18 protein-coding genes are annotated in these 21428 nt (G+C 67.9%); 3 read left to right on the forward strand and 15 right to left on the reverse strand.

The genetic code is table 11. The features are described 5' to 3' along the window. Positions 1-46: 46 nt before the first annotated feature. From mce to D8I30_RS00735, 5 genes are all read right to left on the reverse strand, one after another. Complete coding sequence (gene mce / locus D8I30_RS00715) at positions 47-469, reverse strand: methylmalonyl-CoA epimerase (RefSeq protein WP_205570731.1); 423 nt, start codon at positions 467-469, stop codon at positions 47-49. Further along, positions 469-2625 carry a methylmalonyl-CoA mutase gene (gene scpA, locus D8I30_RS00720; protein WP_121481026.1) on the reverse strand — a complete coding sequence of 719 codons (2157 nt, stop codon included), beginning with the start codon at positions 2623-2625 and terminating at the stop codon, positions 469-471. The genes mce and scpA overlap by 1 nt, the downstream gene beginning before the upstream one ends. Continuing rightward, entirely contained in the window at positions 2622-3998 is a 1377-nt protein-coding gene (locus D8I30_RS00725; protein WP_121481027.1) for a methylmalonyl-CoA mutase family protein, read from the reverse strand. Before D8I30_RS00725 ends, scpA begins: the two co-directional genes overlap by 4 nt. Positions 3999-4206: 208 nt before the next feature. After that, positions 4207-6195: an acetyl-CoA carboxylase biotin carboxylase subunit gene (locus D8I30_RS00730; RefSeq protein ID WP_121481028.1), complete on the reverse strand. Its 1989-nt coding sequence runs from the start codon at positions 6193-6195 to the stop codon at positions 4207-4209. A 9-nt stretch (positions 6196-6204) separates the two neighbouring features. Continuing rightward, entirely contained in the window at positions 6205-7740 is a 1536-nt protein-coding gene (locus tag D8I30_RS00735) for an acyl-CoA carboxylase subunit beta (RefSeq protein WP_121481029.1), read from the reverse strand. A 152-nt stretch (positions 7741-7892) separates the two neighbouring features. Here D8I30_RS00735 and D8I30_RS00740 point away from each other — a divergent pair, with 152 nt between their 5' ends. Continuing rightward, positions 7893-9305: a short-chain fatty acyl-CoA regulator family protein gene (locus tag D8I30_RS00740; RefSeq protein WP_121481030.1), complete on the forward strand. Its 1413-nt coding sequence runs from the start codon at positions 7893-7895 to the stop codon at positions 9303-9305. A gap of 200 nt (positions 9306-9505) precedes the next feature. Here the strand turns inward: D8I30_RS00740 and D8I30_RS00745 are convergent, their stop codons facing one another. After that, on the reverse strand, positions 9506-11008 hold the full coding sequence (locus D8I30_RS00745; RefSeq protein ID WP_121481031.1) for a CoA-acylating methylmalonate-semialdehyde dehydrogenase: 1503 nt from the start codon (positions 11006-11008) through the stop codon (positions 9506-9508). A 104-nt stretch (positions 11009-11112) separates the two neighbouring features. Here D8I30_RS00745 and D8I30_RS00750 point away from each other — a divergent pair, with 104 nt between their 5' ends. Further along, entirely contained in the window at positions 11113-12009 is an 897-nt protein-coding gene (locus tag D8I30_RS00750) for a LysR family transcriptional regulator (RefSeq protein WP_121481032.1), read from the forward strand. 44 nt (positions 12010-12053) lie between these two features. Here the strand turns inward: D8I30_RS00750 and D8I30_RS00755 are convergent, their stop codons facing one another. The 3 genes from D8I30_RS00755 to D8I30_RS00765 all read right to left on the reverse strand — a co-directional run bounded on the left by D8I30_RS00755 (position 12054) and on the right by D8I30_RS00765 (position 16669). Further along, on the reverse strand, positions 12054-12533 hold the full coding sequence (locus D8I30_RS00755) for a protein activator of alkane oxidation PraB (RefSeq protein ID WP_121481033.1): 480 nt from the start codon (positions 12531-12533) through the stop codon (positions 12054-12056). A gap of 181 nt (positions 12534-12714) precedes the next feature. Beyond that, on the reverse strand, positions 12715-15681 hold the full coding sequence (locus tag D8I30_RS00760) for a TonB-dependent receptor (RefSeq protein ID WP_121481034.1): 2967 nt from the start codon (positions 15679-15681) through the stop codon (positions 12715-12717). Between the two features lie 277 nt (positions 15682-15958). Then, positions 15959-16669 carry a Coq4 family protein gene (locus D8I30_RS00765; protein ID WP_240387272.1) on the reverse strand — a complete coding sequence of 237 codons (711 nt, stop codon included), beginning with the start codon at positions 16667-16669 and terminating at the stop codon, positions 15959-15961. 135 nt (positions 16670-16804) lie between these two features. On the opposite strand from D8I30_RS00765, the gene D8I30_RS00770 reads away from it, so the two are divergent. Next, positions 16805-17434: a TetR/AcrR family transcriptional regulator gene (locus D8I30_RS00770; RefSeq protein WP_121481036.1), complete on the forward strand. Its 630-nt coding sequence runs from the start codon at positions 16805-16807 to the stop codon at positions 17432-17434. 6 nt (positions 17435-17440) lie between these two features. Here D8I30_RS00770 and gspM read toward each other — a convergent pair whose 3' ends face one another. From gspM to D8I30_RS00800, 6 genes are read right to left on the reverse strand one after another with little or no spacing between them, the layout of a single operon-like run. Continuing rightward, positions 17441-17905 carry a type II secretion system protein GspM gene (gene gspM / locus D8I30_RS00775; protein ID WP_121481037.1) on the reverse strand — a complete coding sequence of 155 codons (465 nt, stop codon included), beginning with the start codon at positions 17903-17905 and terminating at the stop codon, positions 17441-17443. Next, positions 17902-19005: a type II secretion system protein GspL gene (gspL, locus tag D8I30_RS00780; protein ID WP_162938752.1), complete on the reverse strand. Its 1104-nt coding sequence runs from the start codon at positions 19003-19005 to the stop codon at positions 17902-17904. The genes gspM and gspL overlap by 4 nt, the downstream gene beginning before the upstream one ends. Positions 19006-19015: 10 nt before the next feature. Beyond that, on the reverse strand, positions 19016-19972 hold the full coding sequence (gene gspK, locus D8I30_RS00785; RefSeq protein ID WP_240387273.1) for a type II secretion system minor pseudopilin GspK: 957 nt from the start codon (positions 19970-19972) through the stop codon (positions 19016-19018). Positions 19973-19998: 26 nt separating this feature from the next. Then, the gene (gene gspJ / locus D8I30_RS00790) at positions 19999-20643 is read right to left on the reverse strand and encodes a type II secretion system minor pseudopilin GspJ (protein ID WP_162938753.1); all 645 of its coding nucleotides are present in this window, start codon (positions 20641-20643) and stop codon (positions 19999-20001) included. Further along, a complete protein-coding gene (gene gspI / locus D8I30_RS00795) occupies positions 20640-21005 on the reverse strand; it encodes a type II secretion system minor pseudopilin GspI (RefSeq protein ID WP_121481040.1) in 366 nt (121 codons plus the stop codon). Before gspI ends, gspJ begins: the two co-directional genes overlap by 4 nt. Then, positions 20998-21411 (reverse strand): GspH/FimT family pseudopilin, encoded by a 414-nt coding sequence (locus D8I30_RS00800; protein ID WP_121483331.1) that lies wholly within the window; start codon positions 21409-21411, stop codon positions 20998-21000. Before D8I30_RS00800 ends, gspI begins: the two co-directional genes overlap by 8 nt. Between the last annotated feature and the right edge of the window lie 17 nt (positions 21412-21428).

Consider the following 21428-nt stretch of genomic DNA (forward strand, 5'->3'; position numbering starts at 1 on the left):
TGACGAATATCAAAAAGGCCCGGTCTCACGACCGGGCCTTTTATCTTCAGTGCGCCTCTTTCGGCGTCTCCATCAATTCGATCAGCACCCCGCCCATCTCCTTGGGATGCAGGAAGACCACCGGCGTCCCATGCGCGCCGATGCGGGGTTCGCCCGTGCCCAGGATGGTCACGCCCTTGGCGCGCATCTCGGCGATGGCCGCGTGGATGTCGGCCACCTCGAAGCAGACGTGGTGCTGTCCGCCCTTGGGATTCTTGGCCAGGAAGCCGGTGATCGGGCTGGTCTCGTCATAGGGCTCGATCAGTTCGATCTGAGCGGTCGGCGTATCGATGAAGCAAACCTTCACCCCCTGCGCCGGCAGGTCGAACGGCTCGCCGATCTTCGTCGCGCCCAGAATATCACGATACAGTTTGATCGACTCGGCGATGGAGGGCGTGGCGACGCCGACGTGGTTGAGAGCGCCGATCATCATTTCTTCTCCGCAGGCGCGGGCTGGGCATAGCCCAGGCGCTGGTTCAGCTTCTCGATCAGGTCCACGGCCGTCTCGGCGATGACCGAGCCGGGCGGATAGACGGCCGCCGCGCCCATATCGATCAGGGGCTGCACGTCCGACGGCGGGATGACGCCGCCGACCACGATCATGATGTCCTCGCGCCCCAGCTTGGCCAGTTCGGCCTTCAGCTCGGGCACAAGCGTAAGGTGCCCCGCCGCCAGCGACGAGGCGCCGACCGCGTGGACGTTCTTCTCGACCGCATCGCGCGCGGCCTCGGCGGGCGTCTGGAACAGAGCCCCCGCCGTCACGTCGAAGCCGATGTCGCCATAGCCAGTGGCGACGACCTTCTGGCCCCGGTCGTGGCCGTCCTGGCCCAGCTTGGCGATCAGGATGCGCGGCGGGCCGCCGTCGTTCTCGACGAAGGCCGCGACCATCGAGCGGGCGCGGGCGACCTTGGGATCGTTCCCGGCCTCCTTGGCGTAGACGCCCGAGACGGTCTTCACCGTGGCGATGTGGCGGCCGAAGGCGGCCTCCAGCGCGTCGGAGATTTCGCCGACGGTGGCCTTGGCGCGGGCGGCCCGCACCGACAGCTCCATCAGGTTGGCGTTCCCGCGCGCGCCCTCGGTCAGGGCGTCCAGCGCGGCCTGCGTCGCCGCCTCGTCGCGCTCGGCCTTCAGGCGTTGCAGCTTCTCGATCTGGCGGGCGCGCACCTCGGCGTTGTCGACCTTCAGCATCGGAATGTCGTCGACCACGGGGTTCAGATATTTGTTCACCCCCACGACCGTCTGCTGGCCGGTGTCGATGCGGGCCTGAGTCTTGGCGGCGGATTCCTCGATCCGCAGCTTGGGAATGCCCGCCTCGATGGCCTTGGCCATGCCGCCGTAGGCCTCGACCTCCTCCATCAGGGCGCGAGCCTTGGTGGCCAGCTCCTGGGTCAAGCGCTCGACGTAGAAGCTGCCGCCCCACGGGTCGATGACGCGGGTCAGGCCCGTCTCGGCCTGCGCCAGAATCTGGGTGTTGCGCGCGATCCGGGCCGAGAAGTCGGTCGGCAGGGCCAGCGCCTCGTCCAGCGCATTGGTGTGCAGGCTCTGCGTCTGGCCGCCCGCCGCCGCCATGCACTCGACCATGGTGCGCGGTACATTATTGAACACGTCCTGCGCCGCCAGCGACCAGCCCGAGGTCTGGCAGTGGGTCCGCAGGGACAGCGACTTCGGATTGACGCCGCCTTCGCGCTTGACCGCCTCGGCCCACAGCAGGCGGCCGGCGCGCATCTTGGCGACCTCCATGAAGTAGTTCATGCCGATGGCCCAGAAGAAGCTCAGGCGCGGCGCGAACCGGTCGATCTCCATGCCCGCCGCCTTGCCCGCGCGCAGGTATTCGATCCCGTCCGACAGTGTGTAGGCCAGTTCGATGTCCGCCGAGGCCCCCGCCTCCTGCATGTGGTAGCCGGAGATGGAGATGGAGTTGAACTTGGGCGTTTCCTTCGCCGTCCACTCGAAGATGTCGGCGATGATTCGCATCGAGGGCGCGGGCGGATAGATGTAGGTGTTGCGGACCATGAACTCCTTCAGAATGTCGTTCTGAATGGTCCCGGTCAGCTTGGCGTGATCGACGCCCTGCTCCTCGCCCGCCACGACGTAGAGGGCCAGGATCGGCAGCACCGCCCCGTTCATGGTCATGGACACCGACATCTGGTCCAGCGGAATGCCGTCGAACAGGGTCCGCATGTCCAGAATGCTGTCGATGGCCACGCCGGCCATGCCGACGTCGCCCTTCACCCGAGGGTGGTCGCTGTCATAGCCTCGGTGGGTGGCCAGATCGAAGGCGACCGACAGACCTTTCTGACCGGCGGCCAGGTTGCGGCGATAGAAGGCGTTGGACTCCTCGGCGGTCGAGAAGCCCGCATACTGGCGGATCGTCCAGGGCGCGCCCGCATACATGGTCGGATAGGGCCCGCGGACGAAGGGGGCGAAGCCCGGCAGGCCGTGGATGAAGTCCAGCCCCTCGACAGCCTCGGGGCCATAGGTGGTCTCGACCGTCAGGCCTTCGGGCGTGCTCCACGGCGCGCGCTCAGGCCCGGCGCCGGTGGCGTCGAGGTCGAGGGCGATCTTGGAGAAGTCAGGAAAGCTCATTGGGCGGCCTCCTCGAAGGCGGCGGCGAAGCGCACGGGAGCCAAGGCCTCGAACGCCCCGATGACGACAGGCGCGGCGGGCGCGGGCGTCACGGGCGCGGGGCGCACGTCCGGGTCGACGAATTTGGTGACGCCGACAATCTGGGCGACGCCGTCCTTGAAGGCTTTTTGCGCCATGTCGCGGGCGCGGGCGATGCGGGGCTGGATCACCCCGCCTTCCAGACAGGCGATGACGCCGCCTTCCGCCTCATAGACCTGAAACTCGGCCCAGGCGGCTTCCGCCAGTTCCCGGGTCCGCGCGTCCAGATACCAGGAGCCGCTGGCCGGATCATCGACGCGGCCCAGGTTGGATTCTTCCATCAGGATCAACTGGGTGTTGCGCGCCTGACGCTTGGCGAAGTCGTCCGGCAGGCCCGCCGCGCGGGTGAAGCCGTCCAGCACCAAGGCATCGGCCCCGCCCACGGCCCCGGCGAATCCGGCCGCCGTCAGGCGCAGCATGTTCGGCCACGGATCGCGCGCCGACAGCATCCGTCGCGACGAGCGTGCTTCGATGATCGCCGGAACCTCGGCGCCGAACGCCTTGGAAACGCTGGCCCAGATCAGGCGCAGGGCGCGGATCTTCGCCAGGGAGTCGAAATAGGCCTGGTCCACGGCCACGCCCAGAACCACGCCCTTCAGCGCCGCCTCGGCCGACAGGCCCGCTTCGACGGCCGCCTTCACATAGGCCACGGCCGACGATGCGGCGAAGGCCAGTTCCTGCGCGATGGAGCCGCCCGCCTCATGCGCCACGCGGCCCGAGGCCATGAACAGCGTCGCCTCGGGATAGGTCGCGGCATGGGTCGCCGCCGCCTTGGCCGTTTCGGTCATGATGGCCGCGAAGTCGCCCGGCGCCCCGCCCGCCTCGGCATAGGCCGAGATCGGATCGAGGTGGAAGGCCAGCTTGGCGCGGGGCGAGCCCTTGGCGGCCATCGACAGGGCCTCCGCCGCCTTCACGCCCTCGAACCCGGCATCCAGCGCCACCGGCGCCAGTTCCAGCGCCACGCCGTCGAGGGCGCGCGCCAGTTTCGCAGCGTCCGCCGCTGCCGGCCCAGCGATCAGGATGGACGCCGCCCCGTTCTCCAGATCGGTCAGGATAGCGCGGTTCAGGGCGTCCGCGTCCTCGCCCTCGTTCAGCGCCCGCACGTCCCAGGCCCGGCCTTCGGAGTCCGAGGGCCGGGGCGCGAACACCAGCTCGGCGCCGTTCGCCGCCCCATACAGCGGCTTGGTCGCCAGATGGTCCGCATCCAGATGGATGAGGCTTTCCAGCGGACGCTCTTTCAGCGCCTTGACGGCGGCTTCGCGCCACTCCAGCGGGGTGGGATTGGGGAAGGTCATGCGGCCGCTCCTTCTACCTTCGTCATCCTCCGGCCAGCCGCGCAGCGGCGCAGACCGGGGGACCCAGCGGCGCGCGAAAGCGCGAAGCTGTCACGCACGCCGTGCGCCCCATCGAAACGCGGCGCTGTCGCCTTCGCTTCGCTGCGGCGCCGCTGGGTCCCCCGGTCGCTCCTGCGGAGCGCCGGAGGATGACGAAAGAGAGGAAGCATCACTCGAACTCCACCAGCACGTCGTCGGCGGCGACCGGATCGCCGGCCTTGGCCTTCACCGCCTTCACCTTGCCGTCGAGCTCGGCCTTGAGGATGTTCTGCATCTTCATGGCCTCGATGATGGCCACGGTCTCGCCGGACTTGACCTCCTGGCCCTCGGTCACGGGGATGTCGACCACCAGACCCGGCATCGGCGACAGCACCTGCTTGGAGGTGTCCGCCGCCTGCTTCTCGGGCAGCAGGGCGTAGAGATGCGCCACGTCGGGGCGCAGCACGCGCACCCGCGCCTTGGCCGCGCGGTGGCGGATGTCGAAGCCATCGGCGGCGCGCTTCACCTCGGCGGTGAAGGCGTCCTCGTCCAGCACCGCCTTGAACAGCGAAAGGCCCGGACGCCAGTCGATCTCCGACAGGGAGACTTCCTCGCCGTCGATGGCCACGATCAGGTCTTCGGCCTCGTCATAACCGACCTCGACCTCATAGGCCGCCTTGTCGACCAGCACGGTCCAGTCAGTGCGCTCGCTGGGGTCGCCGTCCTGTTCGGCGATGACCTCGTTCATGGCCACGGCCGAGGCGATCAGGATCTTCACCTGCTCCGGAGTCGGCGCCAGGCCGTGGAAGCCCTCGGGGAACTCGTCCTTGATGTAGCTGGTCGACAGCTGGCCGGACCGGAAGCGTTCCTGATCCATGACCGCCGCCAGGAAGGGCACATTGTGGCCCAGTCCCGCCAGATGGGTGTCCTCCAGCGCGCGGGCCATGCCGCGCACGGCGTCGTCACGCGTCTCGCCCCAGGCGCACAGCTTGGCGATCATGGGGTCGTAGAACATGCTGATCTCGTCGCCCTCGCGGACGCCGGAATCGTTGCGGACGGTGTAGTCGCCCCCAGAATTGGAGTGTTCGCCCTCTTCCGGCTGCTCATAGCGCACCAGACGGCCGATCGACGGCAGGAAGCCGCGATAGGGGTCTTCGGCGTAGATGCGGCTCTCGATGGCCCAGCCGTTGATCGACAGGTCGTCCTGCTTGATCGCCAGTTGCTCGCCCCAGGCCGAGCGGATCATCTGCTCGACCAGATCGACGCCGGTGATCAGCTCCGTCACCGGATGCTCGACCTGCAGACGCGTGTTCATCTCCAGGAAGAAGAAGGACTTGTCCTGACCGGCGACGAACTCGACCGTGCCGGCCGAGTCATAATTCACCGCCTTGGCCAGGGCGACGGCCTGCGCCCCCATGGCGGCGCGGGTCGCCTCGTCCAGCAGGGGCGACGGCGCCTCCTCGATGACCTTCTGGTTGCGGCGCTGGATCGAGCATTCGCGCTCGAACAGGTGGATGACGTTGCCGTGCTTGTCGCCCAGCACCTGAATCTCGATGTGGCGCGGGTCGACGATGAACTTCTCGAGGAAGACGCGGTCGTCGCCGAAGGCGTTCAGCGCCTCGGCCTTCACGGCGGCGAAGCCCTCGGCCATGTCGTCGTCCGAATGGGCGACGCGGATGCCCTTGCCCCCGCCCCCGGCCGAGGCCTTGATCATCACCGGATAGCCGATCTCGCGCGCGATCTTCACCGCCTCGTCCGGCGTTTCGATCAGGCCCATGTGGCCCGGCACGGTCGAGACGCCGGCCTCGGCGGCGAACTTCTTGGAGGTGATCTTGTCGCCCATGGCGTCGATCGCCTCGGGGTTCGGCCCGATGAAGGCGATGCCCTCGGCCTTCAACCGCCGCGCAAACCCGGCGTTCTCCGACAGGAAGCCGAAACCGGGGTGCACCGCCTGCGCCCCCGTCTGCTTCACGGCGTCCACGATCTTGTCCTGGATCAGATAGGACTGCGCGGCGGGCGACGGGCCGATGTGAACCGTCTCGTCCGCCATCTCGCACGCCAGCGAACCGGCGTCGGCGTCGGAGTAGACGACCACCGTCTTGATGCCCATGCGACGGCAGGTCTTGATGACGCGAACAGCAATTTCGCCGCGGTTGGCGATCAGAATTTTATCGAACATTTCTGGGCCTTACAGCGGGATGTTGTCGTGCTTCTTCCAGGGATTTTCCTGGGTCTTGTTCTTCAGCGTCTTCAGCGCCTTGATCAGGCGACGGCGGGTGCCGTGGGGCATGATGACGTCGTCGATGTAGCCGAGCCCGGCCGCCACGAAGGGGTTGGCGAAGCGTTCCTTGTACTCGGCCTCGCGCGCCGCCAGGGCCTCGGGGTCGCCGGCTTCCTTGCGGAAGATGATCTCGACCGCGCCCTTGGCGCCCATGACCGCGATCTCGGCGGTGGGCCAGGCGTAGTTGACGTCGCCGCGCAGGTGTTTGGAGCTCATGACGTCATAGGCGCCGCCATAGGCCTTGCGCGTGATGACCGTCAGCTTGGGCACCGTGGCCTCGGCATAGGCGAACAGCAGCTTGGCGCCGTGCTTGATCAGGGCGCCGTACTCCTGCTTCGTGCCCGGCATGAAGCCCGGCACGTCGACGAAGGTCACCAGCGGGATATGGAAGGCGTCGCAGAAACGCACGAAGCGCGCGGCCTTGCGGCTGCTGTCGATGTCCAGCACGCCCGCCAGGGTCTGGGGCTGGTTGCCGACGACGCCGACCGGCTGGCCGTCCAGACGTCCGAAGCCGCAGATGATGTTCTTGGCGAAGTCGGCGCCGATCTCGAAGAAGTCGGCCTCGTCGACCGTCTTCAGGATCAGTTCCTTCATGTCATAGGGCTGGTTCGGATTGGCCGGGACCAGGGTGTCGAGGCTGGCCTCGTCGCGATCCGGCTCGTCATAGGTTTCGCGGACCGGCGGCGTCTCGCGGTTCGACAGCGGCAGGAAGCCGATCAGGCGGCGCACCTCCGACAGGGCCTCCAGATCGTTCTCGAAGGCGCCGTCGGCGACCCCCGACTTGCCCGCATGGACGCGGGCGCCGCCCAGGTCCTCGTGGCTGACGACCTCGTTGGTGACGGTCTTCACCACGTCGGGGCCGGTCACATACATGTAGGAGGTGTCCTTCACCATGAAGATGAAGTCGGTGATCGCGGGCGAATAGACGTCGCCGCCCGCGCACGGCCCCATGATGACCGAGATCTGCGGAATGACGCCCGAGGCCAGGGTGTTCTGCAGGAAGATGTCGGCGTAACCGGCGAGGCTCTCCACGCCCTCCTGAATACGCGCGCCGCCCGCGTCGAACAGGCCGATGATCGGCGCGCCCGCCGTCAGGGCCATCTTCTGGATCTTGACGATCTTGGCCGCGTGGGCGCCCGACAGCGAGCCGCCGAACACCGTGAAGTCCTTCGAGAAGACATAGACCAGGCGGCCATTGATGGTGCCGCGCCCGGTGACGACGCCGTCGCCGGGGATGCGCTGCTCGGCCATGCCGAAGTCGTGGCTGCGGTGCTCCACGAACATGTCGGTCTCTTCGAAGGAGCCTTCGTCCAGCAGGACGCCGATGCGTTCGCGGGCGGTCAGCTTGCCCTTGGCGTGCTGGCTGGCGATGCGCTTCTCGCCCCCGCCCAGCTTGGCGGCGGCGCGACGGCGCTCGAGCTCCTCGAGGATGGCCTGGCTCATGGTTGGGCGACTCCCTGACTTCGTTCAGGGTCCAACAAGCCGGTTCATCGCAGAAAGGCAATCGCAACTTTGCAAAAGGTGCGTAAGTGCGTAAGCCTGCCAAGGAGGGCAGGCATTTTTGCAAAGTTGCAACGCCCAGAGCGGCGCGGATTATGGCTGAGAAACTCTACTTCGGGACCAAGGTCCGCAAGCTGCGCGAGACGCGCGGCTGGACGCTGGAGCAGTGCGCCGGGCGGCTGGCGCTGTCGCCCTCCTACCTGTCGCAGATCGAGACCAACCAGCGCCCGGCCACGGCGCGGGTGCTGATCGCCCTGACGCGCGCCTTCGACGTGGACGCCAGCCTGTTCGACCTGGACGGCGACGCGCGCCTGATCGCCGACCTGCGCGAGGCGACCACCGACGTCGCTGGCCACGCCGAGGCGCCGACGGCGGGCGAGCTGAAGCAGGCGGCCATGAACGCGCCCCGGCTGGCGCGGCAGTTCCTGGCCCTGCACCAGGACTATCGCCGTCTGGACGAGCGGCTGAAGACGCTGAACGAAACCCTGGGCCGGGACGAGCGCGGCACGGCGGCCGCCCCCGCCCTGCCCTATGAGGCGGTGCGCGACTTCTTCCACTATCGCGACAACTACATCGACGCCCTGGACCGGGCGGCGGAGGACTTGGCCGCGCAGCTGAACCTGGGCGACGGCGTCCATCCGGAGCGCGCGCTTGAGGCCGCGCTGAACGACCTGTGCGGCGTGCGCGTCGCCACGGGTCAGGCGCGCGGCGCCATGCGGCGCTTCGATCCGAGCGCGCGCATCCTCTACGTCGACGCCAGCCTGCCGGGCGCCACCCGCGCCTTCCAGATGGCGCACCAGCTGGTGCGGCTGCGGTTCGAAGATCTGATCGAGCACGAACTGGATCACGCCGCCTTCGACATTCCCGCCGCGCGCGACGTGTGCCGGGTCGGCCTGGCCAACTACGCCGCGGGGGCGCTGCTGCTGCCTTATCGCGCCTTTCTGGAGGCGGCGCGGGAGCTGCGGCACGACGTGGACCGTCTGCGCAACCGCTTCCACGTCAGCTTCGAGCAGGCCTGCCACCGGCTGAGCACGTTACAGAGGCCCGGCTGGCGCGGCGTGCCCTTCTACTTCGCGCGGGTGGACATGGCGGGGAACATCACCAAGCGGCACAGCGCGACGCGCTTCCAGTTCGCCCGCTTCGGGGGCGCCTGCCCCCTGTGGAACGTGCACGAGGCCTTCAGCGCCCCGGACCGCATCCTGGTCAATCTGTCGGAAATGCCGGACGGCGCCCGCTACGTCTGCCTCGCCAAGAGCGTGTCCAAGCCGGGCGGGTCGTTCCTCGAGCCGGACCGACGCTATGCTCTGGGCCTGGGCTGCGAGATCGAGCACGCGGCGCAGCTGGTCTATGCCGACGGGCTGGACCTGAACGGGCCGCCGACGCGCATGGGGGTCAACTGCCGCATCTGCGAGCGGACGGACTGCACGCAGCGGGCGTTTCCGCCGATCGACCGCACGCTGGCCGTGCCTGAGAATGAGCGGGGGGTGATCCCGTATACGCTCACCTGAATCCTTCACACCCATAGGAATCCTTCTCCCGATGGGAGAAGGTGCCCCGAAGGGGCGGATGAGGGTTCCCAGCCACAGTCGGCGTAAGCCGTATCGCAACGGCTGCCGCCGACTGACAGCTTGAACCCTCACCCTTTCGCCTTAGCGGATCGCTTCGCTCTCCGAGGCTCAAGCCCTCTCCCATCGGGAGAGGGTCAGGATCAGCCCATCGTCGGGATGACGAAGCTGCTGTCGGCGTGCTCCAGCGCGCTGTCCGGCCAGCGGGCCGTCACGGTCTTGGTCTTGGTCCAGAAGCGGACGCCTTCCATGCCGTGCTGGTTGATGTCGCCGAAGGCCGAACGCTTCCAGCCGCCGAAGGTGTGATAGGCCACCGGCACCGGGATCGGCACGTTGATGCCGACCATGCCGACGTTGACGCGGGCGGCGAAGTCGCGGGCCGCGCGGCCGTTCTGGGTGAAGATGGCGACGCCGTTGCCGTACTGGTGCTTGCTGGGCAGGCTCAGCGCCTCCTCGAAGCTGGCGGCGCGGACGATCTGCAGCACCGGGCCGAAGATCTCCTCGCGGTAGGACTCCATTTCCGGCTTCACATGATCGAACAGCGACGGGCCGATAAAGTAGCCCTTCTCGTGCCCCTGCAGGCTGAAGTCGCGGCCGTCGACGACCAGTTCGGCGCCTTCCTGGACGCCCTTGTTGATCCAGCCGAGCACGCGCTCCTTGTGCTGGGCGGTGACGACGGGGCCGTAGTGGGCCTCGGCGTCGGTCGAGACGCCGACGCGCAGGTGCGGGATTTCGGCGACCAGACGCTCGCGCAGTTCGTCGGCCGTGCGCTGGCCGACCGGCACCACGACCGGCAGGGCCATACAGCGCTCGCCGGCCGAGCCGTAGGCGGCGCCGGTCAGGTCCTTGATGACCTGATCCATGTCCGCGTCGGGCAGGACGATGCCGTGGTTCTTGGCGCCGCCCATGGCCTGGACGCGCTTGCCGTGGGCCGCGCCCTTCTGGAAGACGTAGTGGGCGATGTCGGACGAGCCGACGAAGCTGACGGCGTGGATCAGCGGGTGTTCGAGGATGGCGTCGACCGCGACCTTGTCGCCGTGGACGACGTTCAGCACGCCGGCGGGGGCGCCCGCCTCCATCATCAGTTCGCCCAGACGCACCGGCAGGGACGGGTCGCGCTCGGACGGCTTCAGGATGAAGGTGTTGCCCGCGGCGATGGCCACGCCGAACATCCACATCGGGATCATGCCGGGGAAGTTGAACGGGGTGATGCCCGCGACCACGCCCAGCGGCTGGCGCATGGAATAGACGTCGATGCCCGGACCGGCGCCATAGGTGTATTCGCCCTTCGAGGCGTGCGGGATGCCGCAGGCGAACTCGATCACTTCCAGGCCGCGCTGGATGTCGCCCTTGGAGTCGGCGATGACCTTGCCGTGCTCGCTGGACAGCAGTTCGGCCAGTTCATTCATGTTCGCCTCGACCAGGCGCTTGAACTCGAACATGACGCGGGCGCGGCGCTGCGGGTTGGTCGCGGACCAGCCCTCGAAGGCGGCCTGCGCCGACTGGACCGCCCGATCCAGCTCCGACGGCGTGGCCAGCTGGACGCGGGCCTGAACCTCGCCGGTGTTGGGGTTGAAGACGTCGCCGAAGCGGCCCGACGCCCCCTCGAAAGCCGCACCGTCGATGAAGTGGCGAATGTCGCGCATTGGCGTCTCTCCCGCTGATTTATGGTTCTTCGTGAGCCTGCCCTAGCAGAGGGGCGCGGTCAGGCCCATTGCAATCTTGCAGGTGATGATGTGCATTTCTGCATATGTTCGATTGGGATGATCTGAGGGTGTTTCTGGCCGCCGCCCGCGCCGGGTCGCTGGCGACGGCGGCGCAGCGGCTGGGCGTGGACGCGGCCACGGTCGGGCGGCGCGTGGCGCGGCTGGAGACGGCGCTGAAGTCGACGTTGCTGGTGCGCTCGGCAACCGGCCTGCAACTGACGGCGACGGGCGCGCAGTTGCTGGAACGGGCGCTGGACGCCGAAAGCGCCATGGAGGCCGCCGGGCGCGTCACCCAGCCCGACCTGATCGCCGGGACGGTGCGGATCAGCGCCTCGGAAGGCTTCGGCGGCGCCGTCCTGGCCCCCGCCCTGCCCGGCCTGCTGGCGGCGCATCCGGGGCTGAACATCGAGCTGGCCGCCAGCTCCGGCTTCCTGTCGCCCAGCCGCCGCGAGGTGGACATGGCCATCACCCTCAGCCCAGCCGCCGGGCCGCGCCTGATCGTCGAGCCGCTGACACCCTATCAGCTGGCGCTCTACGCCGCGCCCGAGCATCTGGCCCGGCACGGCGCGCCCGACAGCGTGGACGACCTGCCGCTCTTCGACATGGTCGGCTACGTCGACGACCTGATCTATGCGCCGGAACTGCACTATCTGGACGAGATTCGTCCCAACCTGCGCCCGCGCCTGGCGTCGTCCTCGATCCGGGCCCAGCGGGACATGATCGCGGCGGGCGGGGGGATCGGCGTCCTGCCCTGCTTCCTGGCCGAGGGGCTGAGGCGGGTTCTGGCGGACGAAGTGCTGATCGAGCGGCGCTTCTGGCTCAGCACCCACCGCGAGGTGCACGGCACGGCGCGGCTGAAGGCGGCGCGGCGCTGGATCAAGACCCTTTGCCGCGAACAGGCTCATCGTCTGGCGCCCAGGCCGCGCGCCGCGAAGGGGTAGCCGTCCAGCCGGGCCGCGCCCCGACCGGACGGCCTGAACGCGCCTTAGGAAACGGTCAGCGACGACGAGCTGACCAGCGCGCCCGAGATGTGACAGGGTCCGGGAACGCCGGGAATGGTGTCGTCCAGCACGATCACCCCCGGACTGGAGATGGTGCCGCTCACATTGCCCGAGCAGTCGCCCGCGATCGACGTCGAGCTCAGGCCCGAGATCGTCACCGGCGCATCGCCGTTGGCGTCCGCATGGCCGATAGTCACGGCCCAGGGGAAGTTGGACGGATTGACCAGGGCGCATTGCCAGTCGCCCGGATCAATGCTGCCGCCCGTGATGCTGCCGGTATGGCCGTCAGCATTGATGGTCAGCGTAAGGCTGGCCGCGCAGTTGATATTCAGCGTTTGCGAAAGATTGAGAAAACCATCCAAGCTTACAGTGGTCGGAGCCGGCGATACGTGAGCGAAGGCCGGAGCCGAAAACGAGGCAGCAACAAGCAAAGCGGCCGAGACCGCGGCGATCTTCTTGTACATTTTATTACCTCCCTATTCGCATCCACTGATTTGAATGCCTGAAAACATCACCATGGGTTGATAATTATGTCAATATCAATCTTTGGTTGCATTCATGAGCTATGAAACTTCAACGGACAATGGAAACCACAGGCGCAAGGGATAAGCCGCCCCCGACGCGGGAGCGGCTTCTCTCGGCGGATCAGAAGGTCTTGGAGACGCTGACGGCGATCAGGCGGGGGTCCAGGGTGAAGACGTTGGTGGTCAGGCCGGTGTCGTCGCTGTTGGTGAAGGCGTCCGTGATCGGCGTCTTGTCGAACAGATTCTTGACATAGGCCTGGACGACCAGTCCGTCTTCAGGACGTTCCAGCGTCACCGACAGGTTGGCGTTGTCCCAGGACTTCAGACGATCATATTCGGTGTTGTAAACGCGGGCGTAGCTGCTGCCCTGATAGTAATAATCGCCCCGAACCGTCAGATCCCAGCCGCCCAGGAAGAAGGTGTATTGGGCGCCCAGGTTGGCGGTCCAGTTGGGCGCATTGGGCAGTTCGTTGCCGCCCAGATCCGCCGCGAACCCGCGCCCGCCGTTCGGAGCGTCTTTTAAGGGATTGTATTCAAATCCGTAGGTCTGCCAGTATTTCAGCAGCGACGGATAATCCGGGCTGAAACTGCCCGTGCGCTGGGATCCGCTGCACAGGGCCTGAAGCGCGATCACCGTCGAGGAGACATTCCCGCCCCGCGCCAGAATGGTTTCGACATGTCGGGTGGGCGCGATGCAGTTGGACGGCACCTGCAGCCACGGGCGCAGCACCATCCAGTCGGGATTGCCCTGGGTGCGGTTCATGACGTCGATGGAGCTTTCGCCGTCGCCGATCCGGGTCTTCAAATAGCCGAGGTTGGCGTCAAGCCGGAAGTTGCGGTTCGGCTGAAAGACCGTCTCCAGCTCCAGCCCCATGCTGCGGGCGTCGAAATTCTCATTCAGAGAAATGCGGTCGACGATCTGCGAGACCTGGTAGTCCGTATAGTCATAGTAGAAGGCCGTGAGATTCAGCCTCAGACTGCCGTCGTAAAGCGAATTCTTGGTCCCGATCTCAAAGGCGTTGACGTATTCCGGCTCGAACGTCTCGGCCAGCGGCTGATACTGGATCACGGCCGGATTGATGTCGACGCGCGGCGGATTGGCGCCGCCCCCCTTATAGCCGCGCGCAAAGGAGGCATAGACCAGGGTGTCGTCGGTGAAGCGAGTCACCGGCTTCCAGTCCAGGACCAGCCGGCCCGTGACCGCGTCCCAGCGCTGATCGATGTCGGGCAAGGCCGGATAGCCGCGGCTGACATAGCCGCCGGACGATCCGCCCGGATTGCCCCGGTCGGCGCCCAGCAGCAACTGGCTGGGATAGGGGGTGCTGACCTTGTGGTCATCGGTGTAGCGCAGGCCCGCGGTCAGCCGCACGTCCGGCGTCAGATCCCAGTACCCCTCGCCGAACACGGCCCAGGACCGGGTGTGGATGACGTTCTTGCTGCGGAAATAGTTGTGCCCGTCCCCGGCCAGATGACTGAGCGGCGTCGGATCGACGTAGATGCATTCCTTTGTCGTCTGAGGACCGCAAACCTGCGTCTGGCGCCCCATGTTCGTTGGAGAGCCGACAACAACGTTGTAAAAATATTCCGCCAACAGCGTGAAAACATTGTTGAAGACGTAATAATCATCCTGGGATTTGAAATCCAGATAGTTGGCGCCCAGGCTGAAATTGAACCGTCCATCGAAATCCGATTGCAGACGCAGTTCCTGCGACCACTGACGATTGTCGGACTGGCTCAGATCAGCCGACACCATGCGATTTGAGGTGCCGAGCTGAGGGTCGGTGTAATAGCCGCCAGGCAAGGCCGAAGGGCCGATGATCGGCTTCCCGAAGATATCGAACAATCCATCGGTGCTGGAGAACAGGGGATTGGAGACGAATCGGTTGTAATCCTGGGTTGAGTAATAGTTGTCATCGGCATAGGCTGTTTGTGAGATCAGCTTCAGCCGATCGTTGACGTCGAATTCCATGTTCAACTGGACCACGTCGTTCTTCACGCGAAAGAGCGGATCATAGCTCGTCGCGATCTCGCGCAGGTTGCGGGACTGCGTCAGGCCGGCATAGGGGTCGGTGCCGAGCCGGATCGTCGGCACAGCCTGCCTCTGCGCATTATTACCGAACGAGAACGAGGCGGAGAAGATGTGAGCGAAGGACCCGCCGTTGGGGACGCCGAAGGCCGCATCGTCATACAGGGATCCAGGCAGGCAGCCCTGGCTCAACCGATTGCGGAACAAAGGCTCGGTGATGGTGTAATTGCCGACCTTCGTCGGCCCCGGGTCAGTGGTGCAGAGCTGCTTGCCGGTTCGGGAGCGCCGGTCGTCCTCTTCGAAATGCTCCCAGATCAGGTTGCTGCGGAAACGATCGACCGGCTCCCACGCCGCCGACAGCCGCGTCGACCACATGTCGCGGTTGTTGACCCTGGTGTCCTTGAAGGTGTTGTGGTCGAAGCCCTCGCGCTTGGTCGTCGATGCGGCGCCCCGCAGCCACAGGGTCTCGGTCAGCGGGATATTGACCATCATCTGGCCGCGCATGGAGCCGTAGTTGCCGGCTTCGGCCTTGAGCATGGCGTCGAAGTCCGGCCCCGGCAGCATGGGGATCATGTTGACCACGCCGCCGGTGGCGTTGCGGCCGTAGAGCGTGCCCTGCGGCCCGCGCAGCACCTCGACCCGGTTCACGTCCAGATATTCCTGCTCGAACAGGCGGTTGCGGATCAGGGGGGTGTTGTTGAAGCTGACGGCCACGGCCGGGTCGCTGCTGGCCGAGATGGCCTTGGTCCCGATCCCGCGGATCGAGAAATTATACATGCTGAAGTTGGCCTTGGAGAAGCTGACGTTCGGGATCGCCCGCATCAGCTCGGAGCCGCCCTCGATCTTCAGCGCGTCCAGATTTTCAGCCGAAAAGGCCGAGACGGCGATCGGTACGTCCTGAATCGACTGCTCGCGCTTCTGCGCCGTGACGATGATGTCGCCGACGGCCGTGGCTTCCAGCGCCAACTCCTGCGCCAAGGCCGGCCCGGCGGCGGCGACGGAAAGAACGAAGGCCGATGCGGTGACGGCCAGACGCGCACGAGTACAGCCAGCAGACGCCATGAAATCCTCCCCGAAATCCACACAGCGCCCCGGCTGAATGGATGCACGTTTCCCCGCCCCCTGGATGATCGACCGTACGACGAGGCGGCGCCGCCGACGGCATAACCTCGTTACGATCCATCTATTCACCGACCTGTCAATACATTACTTACATTATTGTGCGTTACCTTAGGTAAGGCTTCAGCGAACGTTGTCATTTGATTTGACAGTAAAGGCTGCCCTTCCGACTCGGGCGCTTCAGACGCGCAAGACGCCGCCTCCTATTCCCCGGGCAGGCTCAGGCCCTGCCGCCGCGATAGGCGTTGCAAAGGGACGTCGGCACGCGCTCGTAGAGCGTCGGCCGCGGAATGCGCAGGCGCCGGCGCGCCTCGTCCAAAGGTTCGGCCAGCAGAGCTTCATAGTCCTCGCCCGGCAGCCAGGCCGCGCGACGCCCGTCGCCCCAGGCCCGGAAAACGGCGCGGGCGCAGGGATGGCCGGTCCTGGCCCGGGCGAACTGAATCGCGATCACGGCGGCGATCAGGCCGAAGCCCGCGCTGCGCGTCTGCGGCAGGGAGAAGGCGACGACGCAGGCCTCGCCCAGGGCGTCGGCGCGATAGCCCGTCAGCACGTGCCAGACGTCATGCACGTCGCGCAGGCGCCGCGCGAACCAGGCGCGAGGGTGCGCCGCCTCGATCTCGCTGTCCGGAATCTTGCGGCTCTCTTCCGCCAGGCCATAGGCCGAGACATCCTCGGCCTCCACGAAGGCCAGATAGGCGGCCCCAACGCTGCCCGCCGGAAGCCCCGCCAACCAGGCCCCGTCCTGCAGGCGGTCCGCCAACTCCTGGCGCCGATAGGCCTGACGGCCGCCCGACGGGGTCTTCAGAAGCTTCTCATAGCCCCAATCCACGGATCGGCCGGACAGGGCGTTCATGATCTCGAACACCTGTTCGGTGTCGTCCTTGTCGGCCACCAGCCGCCGCATGGCTCGAAGGGCGCGCAACGGCTGCACCCTGCGTGAGGAAGCGTTGGCCGGCGAGCGGACCGGCGCGTCATCGCCAGACTGAAATGAGTGCGCGACCGTCACTTGCAGTACCCCTAAACGCCCTTTAACACACACCTACCTACATGGCTGTCATTTACATAGATGTCAATTAATAAGACTGAAAAACCGCGTCGTCGGCGGCGTTCTCCTGAAGAAGCGCGCCGCGAGGCGGTCGTCTCGGCGCGCGAGTTGTTGCTGTCGGGCGGACCGAATGCGGTGACGCTGTCGGCGGTGGCGGGCGAGATCGGCGTGACCCACGCCAATCTGATCCACCACTTCGGCTCGGCGGCCGGACTTCAGTCGGCCCTGATGGGATCGATGGTGGCGGACCTGAACGAGGCCCTGGGCGCCGCCGTTGCGCGCCTCCGCACCGACGAGGGGGCGCCGCTGGAACTGATCAACGCCGTGTTCGACGCCTTCTCGACCGGAGGCGCGGGCCGACTGGCGGCCTGGATCGCCCTGTCCGGCGATCTGTCCCACCTCGAGCCGGTGCGCGCGGCGGTGCAGGATCTGGTCGTCGCCATAGAGGAAAAGGTCGGCCTGGAAGGTCCCCGGGCCGACGAGATCATCGGCTCAGCCGTCCTGTTCATCGCCCTCAGCGCCTTCGGCGAGGCCCTGATCGGCGGGCCCCTGCGCGAAATGCTGGATCAGCCCGAGGACGCCAGCCGAAGGGTGGTGGCCAGTCTGCTGCCGGCCTTCCTGACCATACGCCCGCACGACGACGCGGCTTGAGGTCGCTCATCCCCCGGACAGGGCGCCGGTGACGCCCAGCGTCCCGTCCGGATTCTCGACCACGCCCAGTTCCTCGATGCGCGCCCCGCCCTGCTCCAGCGCGGCCAGCCAGCCGAAGGCCTGGGCGCTCGTTGCGCGATCCAGTCGAAAGCCGAGCCGCCCGCCCTCGGACATGCCCAGCGTCGGCTGGACGCCCGCCGTCGGCGCGGTCGCGGCGACCAGGGTCTGAAGATCGACCGTCTCGGTCGGACGGACGCCGCGCTGAACCACGGCCGTCTCAATCTGCGCCAACTGTCGCTCGGCGGCGACGCGGGCGCGCGCCTGATCGTCCGTCCAGCCGTCCAGCGGGCGCACCAGGCCCAGCCAGCCGATGACGCCCAGCACGAGCGCGCCCATGACCGCCAGCATCCGCCGCTCGCGCAGCGACCGGCCGTCCCACCAGGCGGCGATGGAAGAGAATGGGGCCTTCATCGGGCGCCTCCAATCGTGAGCGTGCTGACCATGCGGCCTTCCTCCTCGGCGGAGGTTTCGTCGACCACGGCCAGACCGGCCTCGGCCAGGTCCGAGCGGACGGCGTCCAGGTCGTTGAAGGCCGGATGGGCCAGGGTGACGCGGAGGCCCTCGCCGCCCAGGGTCGCGTCGTCCAACTCAGCGCCCGGCACGCGCTCGACGGCGGCGAAGACGGCGGCCAGGGCGCGCGCGGTTCCGCCCGGCGGCGCTCCGGCGTCCAGGCGGCGCAGGGCTTCGGACGCCGCATCGGCCGCCGTCGCCAGTTCGGGGTAGAGCTTCACGGCCCCTGCCCTGGCGCCCGCCTCGGCGCGATCGGCCGCCGCGCGGTCGCGCAACCCCTCGGCGGCCATCAAGATCAGGGGCGAGATCAGCAGGGCCGCCGCCAGACCGGCCGCCAACCGCCAGCCCTTGGCCGCCTGCCCCCGCTCACGCCGGTCGTGGACCTGCAGCAGGTCGACCGGCGCCGCCAGCGCCCCCGCCGCCAGGGCCGCGTCCAGCGCCGCGCCTTCCAACCAGACCAGGGCGCGCCCGGCCGCCACGGGCTCGGCCAGATCCGGCTGAACCGTCGCGGCGAAGGTCGAGCCGCGCAGGGCCACGTCGGCGCCGACCCGGGCGGCGGTCAGGGTCTCGGCCTCCTGCGGCGCGGGCAGACACAGGTTGTCGGGCACCACGGCCTCGGGCCCGATGTCGAACGTCTCCATCCAGCGCAGCCAGGCCTGCAGCAGTGTGGCCGAGACCGCCGCCGTCAGGCGCGGGCCGCCGTCGGCGGGAGCCGCGCCCAGAGCTACATCCAGCCCCTCGACCTCGCCCGCCGCCTGATCGCGCAGCGCCCAGCGCGCGGCGGCTCTGGCCTGCGCCATATTGCCCGGCGGCAGCTCCAGCCAGCGCGTCATGACGTCCGCGCCGGGGGCCACGGCGATGGTCCGCATCGACGGCGGGGTCTCGGCCTGATGCGGGTCCAACTCGCCGCGCCCGACGACGCGGCCCTCGCGGTCGACCAGCAGGAAACGCGCGGGCAAGGTCGCGTTGGTCGGGATGAACAGGATGCGGGCGTGGCTCATTCTTCCATGCTCATTCTTCAGGCGTCCAGCGACGGATGACAGTGCGCGCCATGCCGTCGGGCGCGACATGGATCAGGGCGGTGCGCACGGCGCGGGCGTCGCCGTGCTCGATCTCCACCCTCAGGTCGAAATAGCGGTTGGCCAGGGTGATCTGGCCCTTGGTCTCTTCATCAACGACCACGCCCGCCAGGGCGGGTTGAGCCCAGAAGGCACCGGGGCTGCTCCACCCCGCCGCCGGGCGCGCGGCGATGGCCGCCTTGGCTGCGTTCAGCCCCACCACGCCCCGGCTGATCGCGACCAGCAGCACGGCGTCCTGCGGCTCCAGCGTATTGGGGTTCAGCGGCGACAGCCGCGCCTCCGGCAGGGCGCACAGATGGGGCCTCAACCGGCGATAAAGGGCCTCGTCCACCCCGGCGACGGCGCGCAGTTCGCTGACCTCGGCCAGCATGACCCCGCCCGTGCGATATGGCGTCTGGCGGCTGGCGTAGGTGGAATCTTCCGCCCCCTGCGCCGAGACCTCGGCGTCGCCATCCATCCAGTCGGTCAGCGCCGCCGCGACCGCCGCCATCCGTCCGCGCGGAACACCCAGGGCGGTGCCCAGGGCGATGAACTGCGCCGCCCCTTCGGGCCGTGCGATCAGGTCCTCGCCCTGGCCAAGCACCAGGCTGTTCAGGTTGAAGCAGGACTGGCCGTCGCGGATCACCGCCCGCCCCTCGCCGTCGTCCAGCGGCAGGGCGAAGACACGGCCGTTCCAGTGCGGCTGAAGCGGCGTGCGCGCGGGATCGGCGCGGACCAGATCGGACAGTCGTCGTCGCGCCAGCGCCTCGGCCCCCGCCGCAAAGCCTTGCGCCTGCGCCTGGCTCTCGGCGTTGGTCGTGCGGCGCACGGAAAAGCGCACATCGTCCAGCAGCACCACGCACAGCGCCGCCATCACCGCCACCAGCAGCAGGACAGTCAGCAGGGCCATGCCCCGGCGATCGCGCGCGCCCAGCTTCATGCGGCGGCGACCAGAAACAGCTGCTCGACCGGGCCGAAGCCGTCCAGCGTCAGCGTCACCCGCACCGCGTCCGGCAGGGGCCGGTCGCTGCTGGCGGAAAAGGCGGGCGCCTCCGATCCGTTCTGGATGAAGGCGACGCGGGCGTCCTTCACGCCGCGATACAGCACCTGCGGCGGTCCGGCCCGCGCGCCGTCCAGATACGGCGCCACCCGACGCTCCAGCCGCTCCTCGACCAGCCGGTATTCGACGCGCTGCAAGGAGGCGCGCGGCGCGCCGTCCGGATTGCTCCAGCCGCTGCGAGCCAGCACCAGCAGGGGATCGCCCGGCAATTGCGGCCCTATGATCGCCTGAGGCGCCGGACGCCCCGTCGGCCCGCGCACCCGCCGCCCCGTCGCCTGGGCCAGATCGGCGCGCAGCAGGGCGCGCGTGCGTTGCAGCGCCGCCACTCGGTCGGCGTTCGTCTTCACCGCGAACCGCGTCTCGATCGACTGCCCCAGCACCAGCGCGCCCGCCCCCGCCAGCAGGGCGAAGATCAATAGGGCGATCAGGACCTCAACCAGTGTAAATCCGGCTCTTTTTCTTCCGCTATCGCTCGCCGCGCGGCGGCTCGCTGCTTGAGCGGACAGGCGATCTTTCTTCATGCCCCCGCCGCCCGGAACAGCACGCGCTCGGCGGCCTGCTCCTCATCGGCGAAGACGCGCACGTCGATGCGGCCGACGCCGGGCATGTCCGTGGCGCTGACCACCCGCACCCAGCGCCAGTCGCGCCCGCCTAACGCCGCCTGCCCCGACGCCGTGCCGCTCGGCAGGTCGCGCGCGATCATCGCTTCGGCGGCGACATTGTCGGCGACGATGCCGCCCAGCGTCCGCGTCTCGACCCGCGCGGCGGAGCGCGTGCTCTCGCCGGACAGGTTCAGCAGCGCCATCGCCGCCAGACCGAACACGGCCAAAGCGACTAGACACTCGATCAGGGTGAAGCCCGCGCGGGACGAACACTCACTCATGGATCGTCACCTCGCCCGCCCCGTCGATGGCGACAATGACGGCCTGCCCTCCGCGCTCCAGCCGCACGCTGGCGGCGTCGGCCCCGCCGGTCGGGTCGAAGACGGCGCGCGCGGGCGCGGCGACGGCGGCGCCTTCCTCCCATGCCGTGGGAGCCAACACGCCAGTCAGCGGCGTCCAGACCGCGCCGTCAAAGGCCTCGAAGCCATAGCCCGCCGTGTCGGCGCGCAGCGCCACCGGGCGGTTGGTCATCACCGCCTCTTCGCGCGCCAGCGTCAGGCGCGCGGCGAACCGCTCGGCCTCGACCGCCAGCGTCGGGCGCGGGTCCGGCATGGACAGCACCAACGCCCCCGCCGCCACGCCGATAATGGCGATGACGACCATCAGTTCGACGAGGGTGAAGCCTATTCTTTGTTCGCTGCCGC

The organism is Brevundimonas naejangsanensis (genome assembly GCF_003627995.1).
GTDB classification, from domain to species: Bacteria; Pseudomonadota; Alphaproteobacteria; order Caulobacterales; family Caulobacteraceae; genus Brevundimonas; species Brevundimonas naejangsanensis_B.